Source organism: Brevibacterium sp. ZH18 (assembly GCF_022748595.1).
In the GTDB taxonomy this organism is placed as follows: Bacteria; Actinomycetota; Actinomycetes; order Actinomycetales; family Brevibacteriaceae; genus Brevibacterium.
This window is the reverse complement of record NZ_JALDSX010000063.1, coordinates 1-16461: the sequence shown is the minus strand read 5'-3', so window position 1 is coordinate 16461 and position 16461 is coordinate 1. Positions and strand designations below refer to the sequence as shown.

14 protein-coding genes are annotated in these 16461 nt (G+C 63.3%); 4 read left to right on the top strand and 10 right to left on the bottom strand.

Annotated elements, in window-relative coordinates; all coding sequences use genetic code 11:
* Window positions 1-96 precede the first annotated feature (96 nt).
* From MPN20_RS15845 to MPN20_RS15835, 3 genes are all read right to left on the bottom strand, one after another.
* Entirely contained in the window at window positions 97-933 is an 837-nt protein-coding gene (locus tag MPN20_RS15845; protein ID WP_242783708.1) for a MetQ/NlpA family ABC transporter substrate-binding protein, read from the bottom strand.
* A 92-nt stretch (window positions 934-1025) separates the two neighbouring features.
* Window positions 1026-1700: a methionine ABC transporter permease gene (locus MPN20_RS15840; protein WP_242783706.1), complete on the bottom strand. Its 675-nt coding sequence runs from the start codon at window positions 1698-1700 to the stop codon at window positions 1026-1028.
* Window positions 1700-2668: a methionine ABC transporter ATP-binding protein gene (locus MPN20_RS15835; protein WP_242783704.1), complete on the bottom strand. Its 969-nt coding sequence runs from the start codon at window positions 2666-2668 to the stop codon at window positions 1700-1702. Before MPN20_RS15835 ends, MPN20_RS15840 begins: the two co-directional genes overlap by 1 nt.
* Window positions 2669-3078: 410 nt before the next feature.
* Here MPN20_RS15835 and MPN20_RS15830 point away from each other — a divergent pair, with 410 nt between their 5' ends.
* The 3 genes from MPN20_RS15830 to MPN20_RS15820 all read left to right on the top strand — a co-directional run bounded on the left by MPN20_RS15830 (window position 3079) and on the right by MPN20_RS15820 (window position 6276).
* Window positions 3079-4095 carry a glycosyltransferase gene (locus MPN20_RS15830; RefSeq protein ID WP_242783702.1) on the top strand — a complete coding sequence of 339 codons (1017 nt, stop codon included), beginning with the start codon at window positions 3079-3081 and terminating at the stop codon, window positions 4093-4095.
* The gene (locus tag MPN20_RS15825) at window positions 4092-5693 is read left to right on the top strand and encodes a glucosyltransferase domain-containing protein (protein ID WP_242783700.1); all 1602 of its coding nucleotides are present in this window, start codon (window positions 4092-4094) and stop codon (window positions 5691-5693) included. Before MPN20_RS15830 ends, MPN20_RS15825 begins: the two co-directional genes overlap by 4 nt.
* 70 nt (window positions 5694-5763) lie before the next feature.
* Window positions 5764-6276 carry a GtrA family protein gene (locus MPN20_RS15820; RefSeq protein WP_242783698.1) on the top strand — a complete coding sequence of 171 codons (513 nt, stop codon included), beginning with the start codon at window positions 5764-5766 and terminating at the stop codon, window positions 6274-6276.
* A gap of 116 nt (window positions 6277-6392) precedes the next feature.
* Here the strand turns inward: MPN20_RS15820 and MPN20_RS15815 are convergent, their stop codons facing one another.
* Genes MPN20_RS15815 through MPN20_RS15800 form a run of 4 tightly spaced genes read right to left on the bottom strand, consistent with a single transcriptional unit; the run spans window position 6393 to window position 11410 of the window.
* Complete coding sequence (locus MPN20_RS15815) at window positions 6393-7712, bottom strand: DUF6716 putative glycosyltransferase (protein WP_242783696.1); 1320 nt, start codon at window positions 7710-7712, stop codon at window positions 6393-6395.
* On the bottom strand, window positions 7699-8940 hold the full coding sequence (locus tag MPN20_RS15810; protein ID WP_242783694.1) for a hypothetical protein: 1242 nt from the start codon (window positions 8938-8940) through the stop codon (window positions 7699-7701). Before MPN20_RS15810 ends, MPN20_RS15815 begins: the two co-directional genes overlap by 14 nt.
* Window positions 8937-10439 (bottom strand): alpha-2,8-polysialyltransferase family protein, encoded by a 1503-nt coding sequence (locus MPN20_RS15805; protein WP_242783693.1) that lies wholly within the window; start codon window positions 10437-10439, stop codon window positions 8937-8939. The genes MPN20_RS15810 and MPN20_RS15805 overlap by 4 nt, the downstream gene beginning before the upstream one ends.
* Window positions 10439-11410 (bottom strand): glycosyltransferase family 2 protein, encoded by a 972-nt coding sequence (locus MPN20_RS15800; RefSeq protein ID WP_242783692.1) that lies wholly within the window; start codon window positions 11408-11410, stop codon window positions 10439-10441. Before MPN20_RS15800 ends, MPN20_RS15805 begins: the two co-directional genes overlap by 1 nt.
* Before the next feature lie 204 nt (window positions 11411-11614).
* Here MPN20_RS15800 and MPN20_RS15795 point away from each other — a divergent pair, with 204 nt between their 5' ends.
* Entirely contained in the window at window positions 11615-13351 is a 1737-nt protein-coding gene (locus MPN20_RS15795; protein ID WP_242783691.1) for a polysaccharide pyruvyl transferase family protein, read from the top strand.
* Window positions 13352-13441: 90 nt separating this feature from the next.
* Here the strand turns inward: MPN20_RS15795 and MPN20_RS15790 are convergent, their stop codons facing one another.
* The 3 genes from MPN20_RS15790 to MPN20_RS15780 form a co-directional block, all read right to left on the bottom strand.
* A complete protein-coding gene (locus MPN20_RS15790) occupies window positions 13442-13924 on the bottom strand; it encodes a hypothetical protein (protein ID WP_242783690.1) in 483 nt (160 codons plus the stop codon).
* Window positions 13925-14087: 163 nt separating this feature from the next.
* The gene (locus MPN20_RS15785; protein WP_242783689.1) at window positions 14088-14975 is read right to left on the bottom strand and encodes an N-acetylneuraminate synthase family protein; all 888 of its coding nucleotides are present in this window, start codon (window positions 14973-14975) and stop codon (window positions 14088-14090) included.
* Complete coding sequence (locus MPN20_RS15780) at window positions 14972-16441, bottom strand: acylneuraminate cytidylyltransferase (protein ID WP_347566843.1); 1470 nt, start codon at window positions 16439-16441, stop codon at window positions 14972-14974. The genes MPN20_RS15785 and MPN20_RS15780 overlap by 4 nt, the downstream gene beginning before the upstream one ends.
* Between the last annotated feature and the right edge of the window lie 20 nt (window positions 16442-16461).

Sequence of the window (16461 nt, the reverse complement as noted above, 5' to 3'; positions counted from 1 at the left end):
TCGCACGCGGGCCCACATTGACGAGTGCCGGAGGCTGAATAGCCCTGGCCGGGCTCGGCGCTCAGCGCTCAGCGCTCGGTTCTCAGTGCTGAGAGATCAGAAGCTGGGCAGGACCGATCCGTCGGACCACTTCTTCTCGATGAACTTCTTCACCTCGGGGGAGTGGAGGAGTTTGTCGAGCTTCTTGATGTTCTCGTCGTCCTTGTTCGCGGTGCGAACGGCGAGGAAGTTGCCGTAAGGGTTGTCCTGGGCCTTCTCCAGCAGGATGCCGTCCCTGGCCGGGGACAGTCCGGCTTCCAGAGCGTTGTTGCCGTTGATGACCGAAGCATCGACGTCCTCAAGGGTACGAGCCAGCTGCGCGGCGTCGGCCTCGACGAACTTCACGTTCTTCGGGTTGTCCTCAACGTCGGAGAGCTTGGCGTCAACCGCGTCGACACCGTCCTTGAGGCTGATGACCTTGGCCTCTTCGAGCATCTTCAGGGCCCGACCCTGGTTCGCGGGATCGTTGTTGATGCCGATCTTCGCACCCTTGGGCAGGTCCTTGACGTCCTTGATGTTCTTCGAGAACAGTGCGAACGGTTCGAGGTTGATCGGCTCGAAACCGGTGATCTCGTAGCCCTGACCTTCGACCTCGGATTCGAGGTATGGCTTGTGCTGGAAGTAGTTGGCGTCGATGTCACCATCGGACAGTGCCTTGTTCGGCAGTGTGTAGTCCGTGTACTCCTTGACCTCGATGTCGAGGCCGGCGTCCTTGGCCAGGTTTTCGTCGACGTACTTGAGGATGTCGCCCTGAGGCACCGGGGTCGCGCCGACGGTGAGCTTGGTGACGTCGCCGTCCTTCTCTCCGACAGAGTCGTTTCCGCCGCCGACGAGGCCGCAGCCCGAGAGCAGCAGGGTCGCCGTTGCCGCGACTGCGATGAGTTTGGTCTTCATGTTTCTCCTTGGGTGGTGTGTTTCGTCAGTGTGTTGAAGTCAGTTGTGATGAAGCCTGTGCGCTGTCACCGGGCGGGATCGACGGCACGTCCTCACCGGTGGTCGACGGCGCGGGCGAGCCGGTCGCCGATGAACTGGATGAGTGCGACGATGAGCACGAGGACGATGATGCAGGCGATCATCGTGTCCGCCTGGTACCGCTGGTAGCCGTAGGAGATCGCGAGCGCTCCCAGGCCGCCGCCGCCCACAGCACCGGCCATAGCGGTGTAGGACACCAAGGTCACCGAGGTGACCGTTGCGGCACCGATCAGGCCGGGCTTCGCCTCGGGGACGTAGACCTGCCGGATCACCTGGCCGTGCGAGGCTCCCATCATCAGCGCCGCCTCGACTTTTCCTTCGGAGACCTCACGCAATGAGTTCTCGACGAGGCGGGCGTAGAAGGGGATCGCACCGATGGTCAGTGACACCACGGTCGCCTGCCACCCCAGCGCCGACCCCACCACGAAGCGGGCGAACGGGATCAGGGCGATGATGAGGATGATGAACGGGATCGAGCGAGTGATGTCGACGATGAGCGAGAGCACCCGGTAGAGCGCCGGTCGAGCCTTGAGCCCGCCCTTCGACGAGGTGAATAGCCAGATTCCCAGGGGCAGTCCGATGAGCACGGCCAGCCCGGTCGACCACAGGGTCATGAGCAGGGTCTCGATGGTGGCGGGCAGCATCTGCTGCGTGATCGCAGGATTGTTCAACCACGTTGGATCGTTCATCAGGCTGCCTCCTCCGCATAGATTCCGTCGGCAACCAGGGCAGCGATGAGCTCCTTCGACTGAGCCGCACCGGCGACTGTGAAGCGGATCCGACCGATCTGCTTGCCCTCGATGGTCTCGACGGCACCGGCGAGGATCGCCTCGGCGCCAACTCCGGCCGACTGTGCGCAGGTGAGGACCTGAGGCAGGCTGGTGCCGGCCAGCGACACCTCGACGAGCGCGGTGTCCGAGTCGTCCAACCCGATGGGTGGAAGGGGGACGAGATCCTTGGCCAGGTCCGATCCGGGCTCGGAGATCACCTCGGCGAGTTTCCCGGTCTTGGCCACCCTGCCATCGGCCAGCAGCGTGACCGAGTCGCAGATCTCGCGGATGACGGACATCTCGTGAGTGATGATGAGGACGGTGATGCCCAGGCGGTCGCGCAGGGAGCGGATGAGGCCCAGGATCTGGTCCGTCGTGGTCGCATCCAGCGCCGAGGTGGGCTCATCGCACAGCAGAACCTTGGGTTCGGCGGCCAGCGCCCGGGCAATGCCGACGCGCTGTTTCTGTCCGCCGGAGAGCTGGGCGGGGAAGTTGTCGACGCGGTCGCCGAGCCCGACGAAATCGAGGAGTTCGCGAGCCTTCGCCAGGCGCTCGGACTTGGAGACCCCGGCGATCTGGAGGGGATGGGCCACATTGTGTAGGGCGGTGCGGGAATCGAGGAGATTCACGTGCTGGAAGACCATGCCGATGTTGCGGCGTGCCTCCCGCAATCCGGAACCGGACTGGTCGGTGATGTCGACGCCGTCGATGGAGACCGTGCCCGAGCTGGGACGTTCGAGCCCGGTCAGGCAGCGGATGAGTGTGGACTTGCCGGCGCCGGAGCGTCCGACGATGCCGTGGATCTCTCCGGCGGGGACCGACAGGTCGATCTCCTCCAGAGCGACGGTGGGTCCGAAGACCTTCCGCAGGCCGCGCAGTTCGATCACAGGCGTCTCCTCGATGGGTATGGGTGGTGTGGCATGGGGATTGGCGGCATGAACCTACGGTTCAGCAGTGCCGATGATTCAGCATGCCAAGGCGGCACCTCGGCCGCGAGTGCGGGCGTCATAAAAAGACGCACAACTGGGCGTTCGTGACCAAGGACACGCGGTTTCGGGGACACCGGCCGCCTCGGCGGACAACCTCGGCGGGGTCATCGCGACATCTCGGCGGACAACCTCGGCGGGGGAAGTGACGGGAGCGTGAACTCTGCCCGAAGCCACGGGAAAGGACCGGCGCAGTTCGCGTTCTCGTAACCTCACCGTCACTTCGCACCCGTATTCCTGAGTAGCTAAGGCTCATGGCCGCTTGCTGTCTCGGTATTGCGGTCGGGCGAGGACGATGATGGGAACACCGCATGCTCGAGGACACCACCAGGATCGCTGCGATCGTTCCGTGCCACAACGAGGAGATCACGGTGGCGACGGTGGTCCGCGACCTCAAGGCCGCCGTCCCCGGCATCATCGTCTATGTCTACGACAACTGCTCCAGCGATCTGACCTCGCAGAGAGCCTCCGAGGCGGGCGCGATCGTTCGCAAGGAGAACGCCCCGGGCAAGGGCAACGTCGTCCGTCGCGCCTTCGCCGATATCGACGCCGACATCTACGTCATGATCGATGGCGACGACACCTACGAAGCGGCCCACCTGCCCGAGATGATCGATACGCTGGTCTCCGGACCCTACGATCATGTCCTTGGCGTACGTCAGGACAACCAAGAGTCGACCTCCTACCGGCCGGGCCACGAGATGGGCAACATGATGTTCAACCGGCTCACCGGCTGGCTGTTCCAATCCCAGGTCACCGACATGCTCTCCGGGTATCGGGTGTTCTCCCGCCGGTTCGTGAAGTCGTTTCCGGCCATCAGCAAGCGCTTCGAGATTGAGACCGAGCTGACCGTGCACATGATGTCGCTGCGTCTGCCCAGCACCGAGGTGCCCATCGATTTCCGCGACCGTCCCGACGGCAGCGAGTCCAAGCTCTCGACGTTCAAGGACGGCTTCCGCATCCTCGGCCTCATCTCTGCCCTGGTCAGACACGAACGGCCGAGGCTGTTCTACGGTTTCATCACCACGATCCTGGCTGCGTTGTCTCTGCTGTTCGGGTTGCCGGTGGTCTGGGAGTTCTGGCAGACCGGACTGGTGCCGCGGTTCCCGACAGCCATCCTCGCCGCGGCCCTCATGGGGCTCGCGTTCCTGCTGGCCAGTGTCGGCCTGACTCTCGACGGACTGCGCCGAGCCAGGCGGGAGACCTCACGACTGGCCTACCTGGGGCTGCCTGCAGTCAGCGTGCCTGAGGCCGGCGCTGCGGAACTTGATCTGCCGCGTCAGACTCGTCGACAGTCGCCCGCAGCGAGGACCTCGCTCGCCTCATGACGGCACCGAAACCAACGAAGCTGCGAAGCTTCTTCGCTTCAGCGTTTGCCTGGGATGCCTTCCTCGCACTGCTGACACTGATACCGGCACTGGTCTTCACTGCGCTCTTCTTCCCGGGGCGCGCCAATGTCGACATCGGCAATCAGTATGCCCAAGCCACGGGCGACGTCCCTTTCTCCGACTGGCACCCACCCGTCATGAGCGCCGTGTGGCGTGTTCTCATCAGCATCACCGGTGCAGCCGGCAGCCTACTCGTCCTCCAGGTGGCGATTCTGGCTCTGGCCTGTTGGGGGCTCGGTGCGATCGTGCATCGGTGGGGTGCACCTCGGTGGGTGTCGCTGGTGGGTCCGGCCATCATGGCCACCCCGTGGGTAGTGTCGCAGATGACGACGATGTGGAAGGACACACAGATGGCCGTGTCCATGCTGCTGGCCGTCGTCCTCCTCATCATCACCCGTTTCGTCCCGAAGACCTGGGTGCTCTGGATCCCTGCGCTGGTGCTGCTCGTCTATGCGTTCGGGCTGCGGAAGAACGCCATCTTCGCCATCGTCCCGATCGTGGTCTATATCGGATACCTGCTGGTCAGGCGGCTGCGCGGCAGTCGAGGCTTCGCCAAGTTCGCGGGACGCTTTGGTTCACGGTTCGCGGGACGCTTCGGCCCACGGGTCGCCGGACGGCGAGGGATCGCGACGGCGGTGGCCTCGTTGCTCGTCCTCGTCGTCCTGGGCGCGGGCCTCAAGGGCACGGATGCGGCCGTCGAATCGCAAGAGGACGTGCAGGCAACCGGTCAGATCTCGCAGATCTTCCTCGACGACGTCATGTTCTCCGTGCCCAACAAAGATCTCCAGGCCTCGGACGCCCCGGCCGAGCTGAAGAAGAAGATCAGCACGGCTCGCGATAAGTGCCTGGAGAAGGGCGAGATCTGGGACGCCTACTGGAACTGCTATGGCAAGGGTGAGACCGGGGAGCCGTTCTCACCGATTGCCCACCAGGAGGAGCTGAAGGACCTGTGGCTGACCGAGGTGATCACCCATCCCATCCGTTATGTCGAATACCGGGCAGCAGTCTTCTCCTTCTACTTCTTCACCTCGGCCGTGGAGTATTGGCCAGCCGAGTGGCACTATGACGCCAAGAAGGTCGGCCTCGAGCAGGGCAATGACAAGGCCGACTACATCGTCAAGCCCTATGTCGAAGACTTCGCGCTCGACACGTTCCCGATGCTGTTCAAACCCTGGTTCTGGACTCTCCTCGCAGGTCTCCTCCTGGTCTTCGGGTACCGCGCCAGACCACGGTCACACGCGTCCCAGGTCCCGACAGTGACGAGGACCTTCTGGCCCGAGATCACGATGCTGGCCACCTCGGCGCTGTTCTATGTGTTCGGGTATTTCCCCATCGTCCCCTCAAACCACTTCCGGTACACGTTCTGGCCGGCACTCGCCGTGACCACCGCACTGCTGCTCGTCCTGGCAATGTGGCGGTCCCAGCGAGCCACGACGGCCGCGGATGCTCCGGGTCCGCGTCCGGGTCCGGGGGACCGCACCACCACCTCGGCGCCAGGGAAGGCATTGCCCGCTTCGGATCCGGGTGAAGCACCGTGATCGCCGGGCACGCCGCGTTCGCAGGCATTCAGCGAGTCCGAAACCTGGCCGATTAGACTCGGTGACTGTAATGAGAGAGTCTTTGTCGGCCCGTATGCGGCGCCTCGCAGCGGAAGCGTTCAAGTTTCTCACTGTCGGCGGTTTGGGATACATCGTCGACGTGGGACTCTCCAACCTCCTCGCTTATGGCCTGGGATCGATCCCGCCGCTGCTCGAGGGCAGCCCGATCAAGGCCAAGATCGTCTCCACCATCATCTCGATGGCAGTCGTGTGGATGGGCAACCGGCTCTGGACCTACGGGGACCGAACCACAGGCTCGAATCTGCGCGGCATCTCGCTCTTCATCGCCGTCAACATGGCCGGAATGATCATCACCGTCATCCCACTGGGCGTGACTTGGTATCTGCTCGACATGCGCGATCAGCTGACCTACAACATCTCGACGAACATCATCGGCATCGGCCTGGCCATGATCTTCCGCTTCTACGCCTACCGGACTTGGGTGTTCAAGGAAGCAACGCCGGCCGCCGAGATGGTCGTGGAGATGGACGAATCCCGCACCGTTCCCGACGACCGGGACTAAGGCTTCCGCACTGACTTCATCGACACAACGGTGGAGCTTCGATGCTCCTGTGCGTGCACCGATGAGTCGGCGCTCCACCGTTGTGTCGGAGCGAAGTGGCTGCCACCGCGAGAACCTCAGCGGCCGGTTCTGAACTTCCGATAGGCGCGGACGACTGGAGTCGGGGCCATGGTGCGCAGTTCGGCGCGGATGAGCAGTCGTTTCTGCTTCCATACGGCGCTGCGCCGGTCCGGCAGCTGACCGGCTCGGGCACGTGTGGCCAGCAGCTCGAGATGGTTTCGGAGTCTGCCGTTGTCGGCATGGAAGTAGTTCTGAGCCAACCACGCCGAGGTGGGAAAGCCGATGGCCCCGGCGGCAACCTCGGCGAGGGTGCCGGTGGCCCCGGAATCGGCAAAGGCCTCATTGAGCAGGTCCCTGTCATAGCCGAAGTCGGAGATCAGGAGAGTAGGAATGCCCCGGTCGAATGCCTCCAGCGCAGCCGTGGATGACACGGTCACCAGGGCGGCACCTGGCACGAGGAACTCGTCGAGGGGGCCATAGCCGAGTCCGATGCGCTCAGCACCTGGCACACCCCGTGCGCGCAGAGAGTGGAGGATGTCGACATACGAGTGCTGTTCGTGATGTGTTTCGTGCTCACCGGGTCTCGAGCGCATCTTGATGACCGCGTTCGAGTCTGCGTGACGGGAGGCGAACTCGGCGAGAGTGGCAACGATCGCCTCACGATCTTCCAGCAACTCGGGCACCTTGGCCTGGGGAGCGAACACCAGAGTCTGAGGGACTGCGGTGTGCATGAGCGACTCGGAATCACCGGCACCAGTATCAGCACCAGCACCAGCACCGGCAGCAGCGGCAAGCTGGGGGACCCCCGTTGAGCGCAGCATCGGCAGTCGGGCCAGGTAGATCTCACAGGGCACCTGAGTCAGGGCACTGACCTCGGTGTACTGGGCAACCTCGGCGAAGGAATGGGTGATGAACGCATCCATCAGCCGGCGATAATTCATGCCCTTCCGACTGGCTGGAAGCCCCATTCCGGGCAGGCCTGAGACCAGGGCAGGGCGATGTTCGTGCAGGTTCGCGGTGAGGAAGAGCTGGGCGACGATCGGGCCGGTGGCGGCGCCGAGCACAATGTCGGCGCGATGGTCGGTGATGATGCGGGCCAGGTCGGTGCGGTCCACGACTGGGATGGTGTGTCCGGCCCAGGCGGTGCCGGCGATAGCGTGGGTGATCTGCTCAGGAGTGGGCAGGATCGGGCTGTCGATGAGGTAGACATGAGCCTCGACACCGGGCAGTGAACTCAACAGCTGGGTCGCCCATTTGAGGTAGGACTCGCTGTCGGAGACGGAGACGATCCGGATCGGTGGATCAGCGGTCGACGAAACCGGCGGATCGGTGTGCGGGGCGCGATCCGTGTGCGGTGGTGGTTCAGGTGTCGACATCTGCCTTGACCGATTGGGCGTTGAGGGACTTACGCAGACTATCGGCAGAGGCACCGGTCCACCATTCTGTGGGAATCTCGGTGACGGCTATCGTCACGTCCGGGTTCAGTGTTGCCAGGGAGATCGCTGCGGTGCTGGGCAGGCTGCGGATGGTGGAATCCGGCGGCAGATTCACCAGGCGCAATTCGATCGGGAGACCGACGTGTTTGATGCGCACACGCTCGTCACGGCTGAGCTCGGCGAGGAATTCCTCGGTCTCGCGGCGGTGCGGGTAGTAGGTGATGGGGCCGTCGGCCATGAGCTCCTCGAGCCAGGCGCGGTAGGAGTCGGCGTGAATGAGTCCGTCGGCGACCAGGGCCGAACCGATGACCGGGTTGTCACGAGGGTGGCTGCCGCCTGTGGGCAGGGTCTGCAGGTGCTCGAACTTGTGGCGGGTGATTTCGCCGCCTGATTTGAGGAAGGCCTTGCGCATGGTCTTCGACACCGGCAGTGCGGTGTGCCAGCGCAGTTTTCCGGCCGGGGCCAAGCCACGCAGACGATCCGCGACGTGTGCGGCCATGACCGCGCGTGAGGCCTTGAGCTTCTGCCGCGGGCGCACGAGGGGCCCGCGCTTGGCGGTGAGGATCTCGATGGTCGAATAGGTGGCCAGACCGTCATCGAGAATCACGACCTCGGGCAGGCGACGCTCCAGGTAGGCCAGCGCGATCGCTTTGTGAACCTGACCCGAGCAGGCATCACCGATGTAGATGCGATCGAAGTTCTGCTTACGCAGGACTCCGGGCTTGGCTCCGACACGTTCGAGGGTGATGTTCTCCGGCAGCCATGCGGAGTCGAAGGCGTCGAGGAACGAGGTCATGCCCTTCGCATTGGCACGGGCCCGAATCAGCAGATCCTCATTCGGGTCGTGGACCTCGAGTGCAGAAAGGAACTGCAGGGGCGACTCAACGAAGGCGATCGAGGCCAGCCGAACCTTCTTCGACTTCTTTGCCTTCTTCGTCTTCTGCGCTGATAGTTCGGTTGCCTGGTCAGTGCCAGGGCCGGTGCCCTGGTCAGATGTCTGACCGGGAGCCTGCTGCAGCGCCGCCTGCAATTCAGGGGTCTCTGCATCCTTTGTGACAGTCATGGTGACCTCGTCTTTCTTCGGGCCTGACTTCTTCTTGGCTGACTGTTTCTGACCCGACTTCTTCTTCGTCGACTTCTTATCAGCGGACTTCTTCTTCGCCATCATCGGTTCGGCTCCGATTTGCGTGCGCCACCCAACTTCGAGCCCAGTGTTGACTTCACCTTCGGGACGAGCTTGGGGCCGTCGATGGAAATCCCGTAGCTCTTCAGCGTGTGCTGAGCGCGTTTGGCCTGCGTGCGCAGACGTCGCTTAGCCGAGCTGAGGCCCCTGCGAGGAGGGGAGATCTCCAACTGTCCGGGCAGATCCAGCTTCGACAGTCGTTTGCGTTTGAAGTACTTCATGTCGTCCCCGCCGAGTGCCGATTCGAGGAAGTCGATCGCATTCCCGCGCAGGTAGGAGGCCGTCTCGGACTGCATGCAATAGGTGACCGCATCGATGAGAGGCCCCAGGTCCTTCGTGCCGGCGGAGCGCATGCCGGCGGACACCGTGCCGGACGACGCGTTCGCGGGTGGATCAGCCACCTCGGCGAGGTCACCGGGCAGAACATATCCGCCCGTATGTAGGGCATCGACGATGGTCAGCGGGATCCGGTTGCTGTTCTGGTACGGGGTCAGGACCTCCAGCATCATCGAGGTGCCGATGGCGGCCGTGGCGGTCCCGAACAGTGCCCGTGCGGTCGCGAGGCCCGTCGAATAGCAGGACACGACGAGCTGTGGCCTGGTGGTGGCGATGACGATCTCGGCCAGCAGCGGCACGTCGGCGAGGACGAATTCCAATCCCAGCTCATGGCTGCGCTTGCGCAGCGGTTCGATCGTTGTCCGCGCCGAGGTGGGGTGAGGTTTGAAGATCACGGTGGACAGCCCGCGTGCTTTGACCTCATCGATCATCTGCAGGTGCAGATCCAGCTCTTCCTCAGCGGTGATGAGATCGATCTGGGCCAAGTACTGACCCAGGACCATTCCAGCATTGGGGATCGGATCGGCGAGATCCGCCGCCGCCAACTCAGGAGCCACCTCGGCGGCCATGCCCTCGATGACTGACTTCAGGTCAGCCGGCGGCAGTGACACCCGGTCGGGGGAGTGTTCGGCGAGCTGACGTGGGGTGATGCCCGGCAGGAGGTCCGTGTAGTAGATCGTCTGCAGGCGCTGGTACTGCGGCAGGGACAGCGGATTGCGGATCGGACCGTAGCTCATCAGACCATCGGAGTGCACCGAGATCATGGCCGTGGTGAAGATCTGGGTGAGCACACCAGCGGGGTGGCCGGGCAGGGATTCGACGAGGAGGTCGATGGGTTCGTCATCGGCGATCGCCCATTCCGAGCGCAGGGACCGCTGCATGATCGGGGCGCGTTCACCGGAGATGCCGAAGGCCTTCGGGTGGTTGGGCCAGATGGCGGCGTTCCAGTCGACGACGAGGTCGAAGTGGGTCAGCAGACCAGCCGAGCCGGGCATGTCATCGGCGGCCGGGGTCAGCTCGGGGGCGAAGGAATTGTTGGCGATGACGAGGATGCGGCGTTCCTTGGCCTCGCCGAGGTGGCCGGCCCGGATCAGGGCCACGACGTTCGCGAGCTGGTACTGGGTGGAGATCTGGATGATCTGGGCCATCAGCGTGCCCTCCTGACGATCGACTCGATGACGGGCATTCGGTGCTCGCCGAAGTTGTGCAGAGCCTGGTCGATGATGTCGTTGTCGACGCCCTTGAGCGTATTCGCCGCGCCCAGATTGAGCTGCGACCTGACCTCGTGGTCCATCGAGGATCCGCGGTTGTGGATCTGGAAGTAGAGGATGGAGAGGAAGTTGCGCACGGCCTTGCGTTCGAAGCGAAGGAACTCCGGCTTCTCCTCGAGCATCGCGAACACGGACCGGAAGGCAGGGATGAAGTCGAGCTGGCGTTCGTCGAAGATCGCCGTCAACGAGGTGGCGCTGCCCTTGCGATAGCAGAGGCCGGCGGTGTCGACGACGGCGAAGCTGTCGGTCTCGAGGTGGTGGCGCCACGTCCAGGGGCGATCTTCGCAGGTGCGCAGGGCCGGGTTGAACTCGAGCAGGCCGCGCTCGGCCATGGACCGGGAGTAGATGCCGGTCCAGCACTCAGGGAAGTCGACCATCGTCGAAGCGTCGTGGGGGAGGATGAAGTCCCTGGGGTTGAGCGCCCTGTTGTGGGTGAGGCAGGGGGCGTTGCGCAGTTTGCGGTTGAAGCCGTTGACGATGAGGTAGTTGGTCTTGACGAAGTCCACTCCCAGGCCGGTGATCGAATCCGTCAGGGACCGCAGATGGCCCGCTGCATACCAGTCATCACCGTCGAGGTAGGTGATCGTCTTACCGGTGGCGGCCTCCAACGCAGTGTTGCGTGCGGTGGAGACGCCGCGTGACTCCGCGTTGTGGATGGTCACGAGGTTGAGCCGGTCGCCGAATTCGGCAATGACTCCCGCGGTGTCATCGGTGGACCCGTCGTTGACGACGATGACTTCCAATTCGTCACGTCCGAAGCGCTGGTTGACCAGGCTCTGCAGGCTCCCGCCGATCGTTTCCTCGGCGTTCTTCGCGGCGATGATGACACTGACGACTGGAGTGGTCATTGGGTCCTTTCGCGGTGGTGCTGTTCACTCGTGGAGTTCGTGTCGTGCGCTGGTGTGAACACGCCTTCTCCTTGGCGGACGGGCGGTGTGGTTCGCATTCGATTGATCGTAGAATTTCTAAGCAAACGGTGGGTTGCGCCGAGGTTGACGCCCTGGACAGGCGAAGTTCACCTACTGTTCGCCCACCGCCCATAGCCTTGTGCAATGCCGGACCTGAAGCTATTCCACTTCGACATCCCAACCTGGGGAAACTACGGCGACAAGGCCCTGTTCCCCGTGGTCAGAGACGCCTTCCGAGTGATGGGGTCCGGTGGCTCAGGCGGCATCAGCAGCACCTCTGGTGGCTTGAGTCGGCCGGGCGGCGATATGCGGCAGTCGGGCAATGAGGTGGATTTCACATCGGCGGCGGCCCTGCGACGCGAGGTGGATTTGGCTCTCGTCGAGCGAATCAATTCAGCGGCCGATGCTGTCGTCATCGGCGGTGGCGGGCTGTTCCTGCAGGACACGAACCCGAACCGGCTCTCGGGGTGGCAGTGGAAGATCTCCGCCGAGGCGCTCGCCGCCATCGAAGTCCCGCTCATCATCTATGCGCTTGGTGACAACCGGTTCCCCGGCCAGCCCGAATTCGATGAACTGATGCGCTCTCATGTCAGCCAGGTTCTCGACCAGTCCGTGTTCTTCGGCCTGCGCAACACCGGAAGCATCGAGACGATGTCCCAGTTCCTCGGTGCAGGGGAGACTTCAAGGACCGACTCGATTCGCTTCCAGCCATGTCCGACGACCATCGCGGGTCTGCTCTACGAGCCGTTGATCGACCGTCGCTCCGATCCGAGCCAGAAGATCCTGGCGATCCAGATGCTCGTTCATCCGCGCCAACAAGCTGCGGGCTATGACGCCGAGGTGATCCACCAGGCCACGATCGAAGCTGCCCGCCTGCTTGTAGCCAAGGACTGGACCATCCTCAGCGTTCCCTTCCACCCCGATGACGCCGAGGTGTCGCGGCAGTTGGTCGCCGAGGTGCCCGAGGTCGAAGAGGTCAGATTGCATGGCTCCGACGTCGGGTTCTTCGCCGGCTTCGACCTGTTCGCCTCCATTCCCTATGTGCTGGGCGGTCGCGGACATGCGCAGATGATTCCCTTCGGCGTCGGCGCCATCCCGATCTCCTTGGATCTGCATGCGAAGTTGGGGTACTTCGCCGAGGACATCGGGCATCCCGAATTCGTCGTGCCGGTGGGGCCGCAGGGCATGGCGGATGAGAGCGAAGTTGGCCGCGATTCTTCTCGACGGGCGCAGATTTTGGCGCGGCGGATCGTCGACACGATCGAGCGGGCCTACGCGCAGGGCAATGATCTGCAATGCGATCTTCTGTCGACTCGGCAGAATCTGTTCGACACCACTCGAGACAACCATGCTGTGATCCACGATTTGCTCCGACCTGGGGCCCGCCCCGTTTCGACGGGAACTACTGCTGGGCCGTCAACGTGCCCTGAGAGGCTGCGCACTTCTGTCGACATTCGAGCCGAGGAATTCCACCTTGCGGCTGTGGCTGAAGCTGAGGAATTCAGTGCTGCGCAGACGCGAGACCTCACCAAAGTTCGCCGCGAGCACAAGAAGAAACTCGAAGGCGCCGCCACGCACAGCAAGGCCCTCGAGACGGAACGCGAGAAGCTTCGAGCGCAGCTCAAACACAAGGAGTCTCAGCTCGAGCGACAGTCTGCGCAGCTTGACGCCCAGACCACGGAACTCGACGCTCAGACCGCGGAGAAGAACCGTCAGGCCGACGAGGCTGCCGGCCTGAGGAAGCAGCTCGACGAGTCCGAGGTCCGGCTCAAGTCGGTCAACGACCGTACTGCCACCGCCGAAGCGAAGATCCTCATCGACAAGACGGCGCATGGGCTGGCGTGGAGAGCCCGGAGAATCAAGCGGGCATTCAAGCGCTGAAGAACGGCGTAGGCAGCCCGAAGTTGCGAGAGGAAATCGGGCTGCCGACCTCGATCATCTCGCTGGCCGGCCGGGGGTGCCTGCTTCCTCTTAGGTTGACGAGGTGTCATGAGCTCGTCGCCGCGTTCGATTCGTCAGTTCGCGCACGATGGTCTCGCTGCTGATGAACACCGCAGCGAGAACCGTGAACAGCACGATCTCCGTCGGAACGCTGACGAGCACTCTGAGTAGAATCTCGTACTGCGTGAAGCCAAAACGATCGAAGATTATGGCGTTAACGGCCGACGCAGCGACCCCTACGGCCAATAGCACGAGGTACGTGTAGCCGAGGAACCGGCCGAGCGTCTTGCGCGTGAACAGGAGCATGATCATGAACGTGATGACCGGGGCCAGCATTGCGTCAGACAGGTCGTGCACATTACGCAAGGTGAAGACCGTGTATTCCGCTACATGCTCTGCCAAGTAGAACGAGTAGTAGATTGCTCCAGCGATCAGCACTAAGACGGCGACAATGATGTTCACGGCCGGCCGGGACATGGCGAAGCTATTTCCGTTGGAAGCTACATCGCTCATGACTGCCTTTCGCCCTTCGTTTCTCATCACTCAGTTGACCTTACAGCTCACCGGCACGAGAGAATCTCCTTTACCGACGCGCGGACACGACAACGGCCCCACAACCTCGGCGAGGTGATGGGGCCGTTCTCAGCTGATCAAGTCAGCCGACGATCAGGTCAGATCAGACACTGACCTTGCGGAGGGAATCGATCTTCGATTCCTCGCCCGGCATGACTCGCTTCTCACCGTTGCCGAATGCGGTTTCGAGGACGCGGACGCCCTTGACGAGCGAAGCGAATTCGCGCGGTTCCATCGACGCGGACTGGTCCGAGCCCCACATCGAGGAGTCGAGCGTGATGTGGCGCTCGATGGTGACCGCACCGAGGGCTGCTGCGGCGAAGGAGATCTCGAGGCCGAGCTCGTGGCCGGAGTAGCCCACGGGCACGCCGTAACGCTCACGCATTGCCGGGATGGCCTTGAGGTTGACCTCTTCGGGAGGCAGCGGGTAGGTCGAGGTGGCGTGCATGAGGACGAGCTTGCTCTGGTCGAAGACCTCGACGGCTGCATCAAGTGTGGCCCAATCGGACATGCCCGAGGAGCACAGGACGGGCTTGCCGGTGGCGGCGATGGCACGGAGGAGTTCGAAGTCCGTCAGCGAAGCCGAGGCGACCTTGTAGGTCAGGGCGTCGAACTCGTTTTCGAGGAAGTCCACGGAGTCAGTGTCCCAGGGGGAAGCGAACCACTGCAGGCCGACTTCTTTGGCGTAGCGGTCGATTTCGGCGTATTCGTCCTTGCCGAACTCGACGCGCCACTTGTAGTCGAGGTAGGTCATCTCGCCCCATGGGGTGGAGCGCATCTTGGACTTCTGGTGTTCAGGCACAGCCACATCGGGGTTGCGCTTCTGGAACTTCACGGCATTGGCGCCGGCGGTGACGGCGACATCCATGAGCTTCTTTGCGATCTCGACGTCGCCGTTGTGGTTGATGCCGATTTCGCCGATCATGTACACGGGCTGGTTGGGGCCGACGAGCTGATTGCCGATGGCCACTGGGGCGAGTTGATCAGTCATGAAACCTGCTTTCGGTTGGTACGCAGATCATCTGCGTGATTCGTGAGCAACGGCTGTTGCTGCTGGATGGATGGTTGCAGTCGATGGGCGGTGTGTGATGGTGATGCCGAAGCCCCGACGGATTCGAGGACTCGGGCGTTGGCGGACTCGGCGACGGGCTGGTGGGCCGCGACCGGTTCGCGATCGGCTGTGCGTCTCGACGCTGGTCCCGCGACCGGCTGGTGTGCCTGTTCGCTGACCGGGATGAGGTCGCAGACCTCACGGACGGCGCCGTGGCCGCCCGTTCGGTCGAGGACCACGCGAGCCGCAGCGAGCACCTTGGGGTGGGCGTCCGCGACTGCAATGGGCCAGCCGACGACGTCGAAGGCTTCGAGGTCGTTGATGTCGTTGCCGACATAGGCCACACGGGCCGGGTCAAGTCCTTGATCGTCGATCCACGAACGCAGGACCTCCGATTTATTGTCGACACCCTGAGTGACTTCCACGTGAAGTTTCTGTGCCCTGCGAGTGACGACTGGGTTGCGTTCTTTCGACAGGATCATGACAGGAACTCCTGCCTTCACCAGTCGCGAGACTCCCATGCCGTCGCCGCGGTGGACGCGGACCTGCTCGTTGCCGTTCTCATCGACATAGGCGCCGTCATCGGTGTGGACCCCGTCGAAGTCGGTGACAAGCGCGTCGACGTCGACGACCTGAGCCGTCTCCTGTGTCGAGGCGATGGCCCGAACTAGGGACAGATCGGACATGTCGTCGATCTCGCGGGCGTGTTCGGGCGGGACCTCTTCGATGGTGACGCGGCCGAAGAACCGGTGCTCGTGCTCGAGGAGGCCGTCGGTGCGCATGACGTAGAAGGCGCCGGTCTCGTTGTAGTGCTTGGCACGATCCTGGCGGCGTGGGCGGAAGCTCGCTTCGTGGCCGACTGCCAGAGCGTGCTCATCATCGTCGAGTCGCCACAGGAACGAATGGTCCTCGACAGCCGAGAACACGACGTCGGCCTCGCCGTCCCTGACCGCGCGCACCGCGTTGTCGATCGATGCGGAATCGATGAACGGGGAGGTGCACTGCATGAATACGGTGGTGTCGAAATCCTCACCGAGGCTGCCCAACGTGTAAATGAGAGCCGATTCGCTGGTCGCGGTGTCCCCGGCGATGTCCGCGGGACGGTGGGATACCTCGGCGCCGGCCCGGATCGCTTCAGCGGCGATGCCGTCGTGGTCGGTCGAGACGACCACTCGATCGATGCTCGGGGTGGCCTTGGCCGCGTTGATCGCGCGGGCCAACAGGGAGATTCCGGCAACCTTCTGCAGGTTCTTCAGGGGGATCCCCTTGGACCCGCCGCGGGCCGGGATGATGGCCACGGCCCGGTGCGGCTGTGCTGGAGCCTCGCGTCGGCTGGTGCCCTCGGCGAGGGCGGAACCCTCGTGCGAGGTCGGGGCTGGGGGAGTCAGAGTCGATTGGTCATTCACAATGATTCGACGCTAACGAC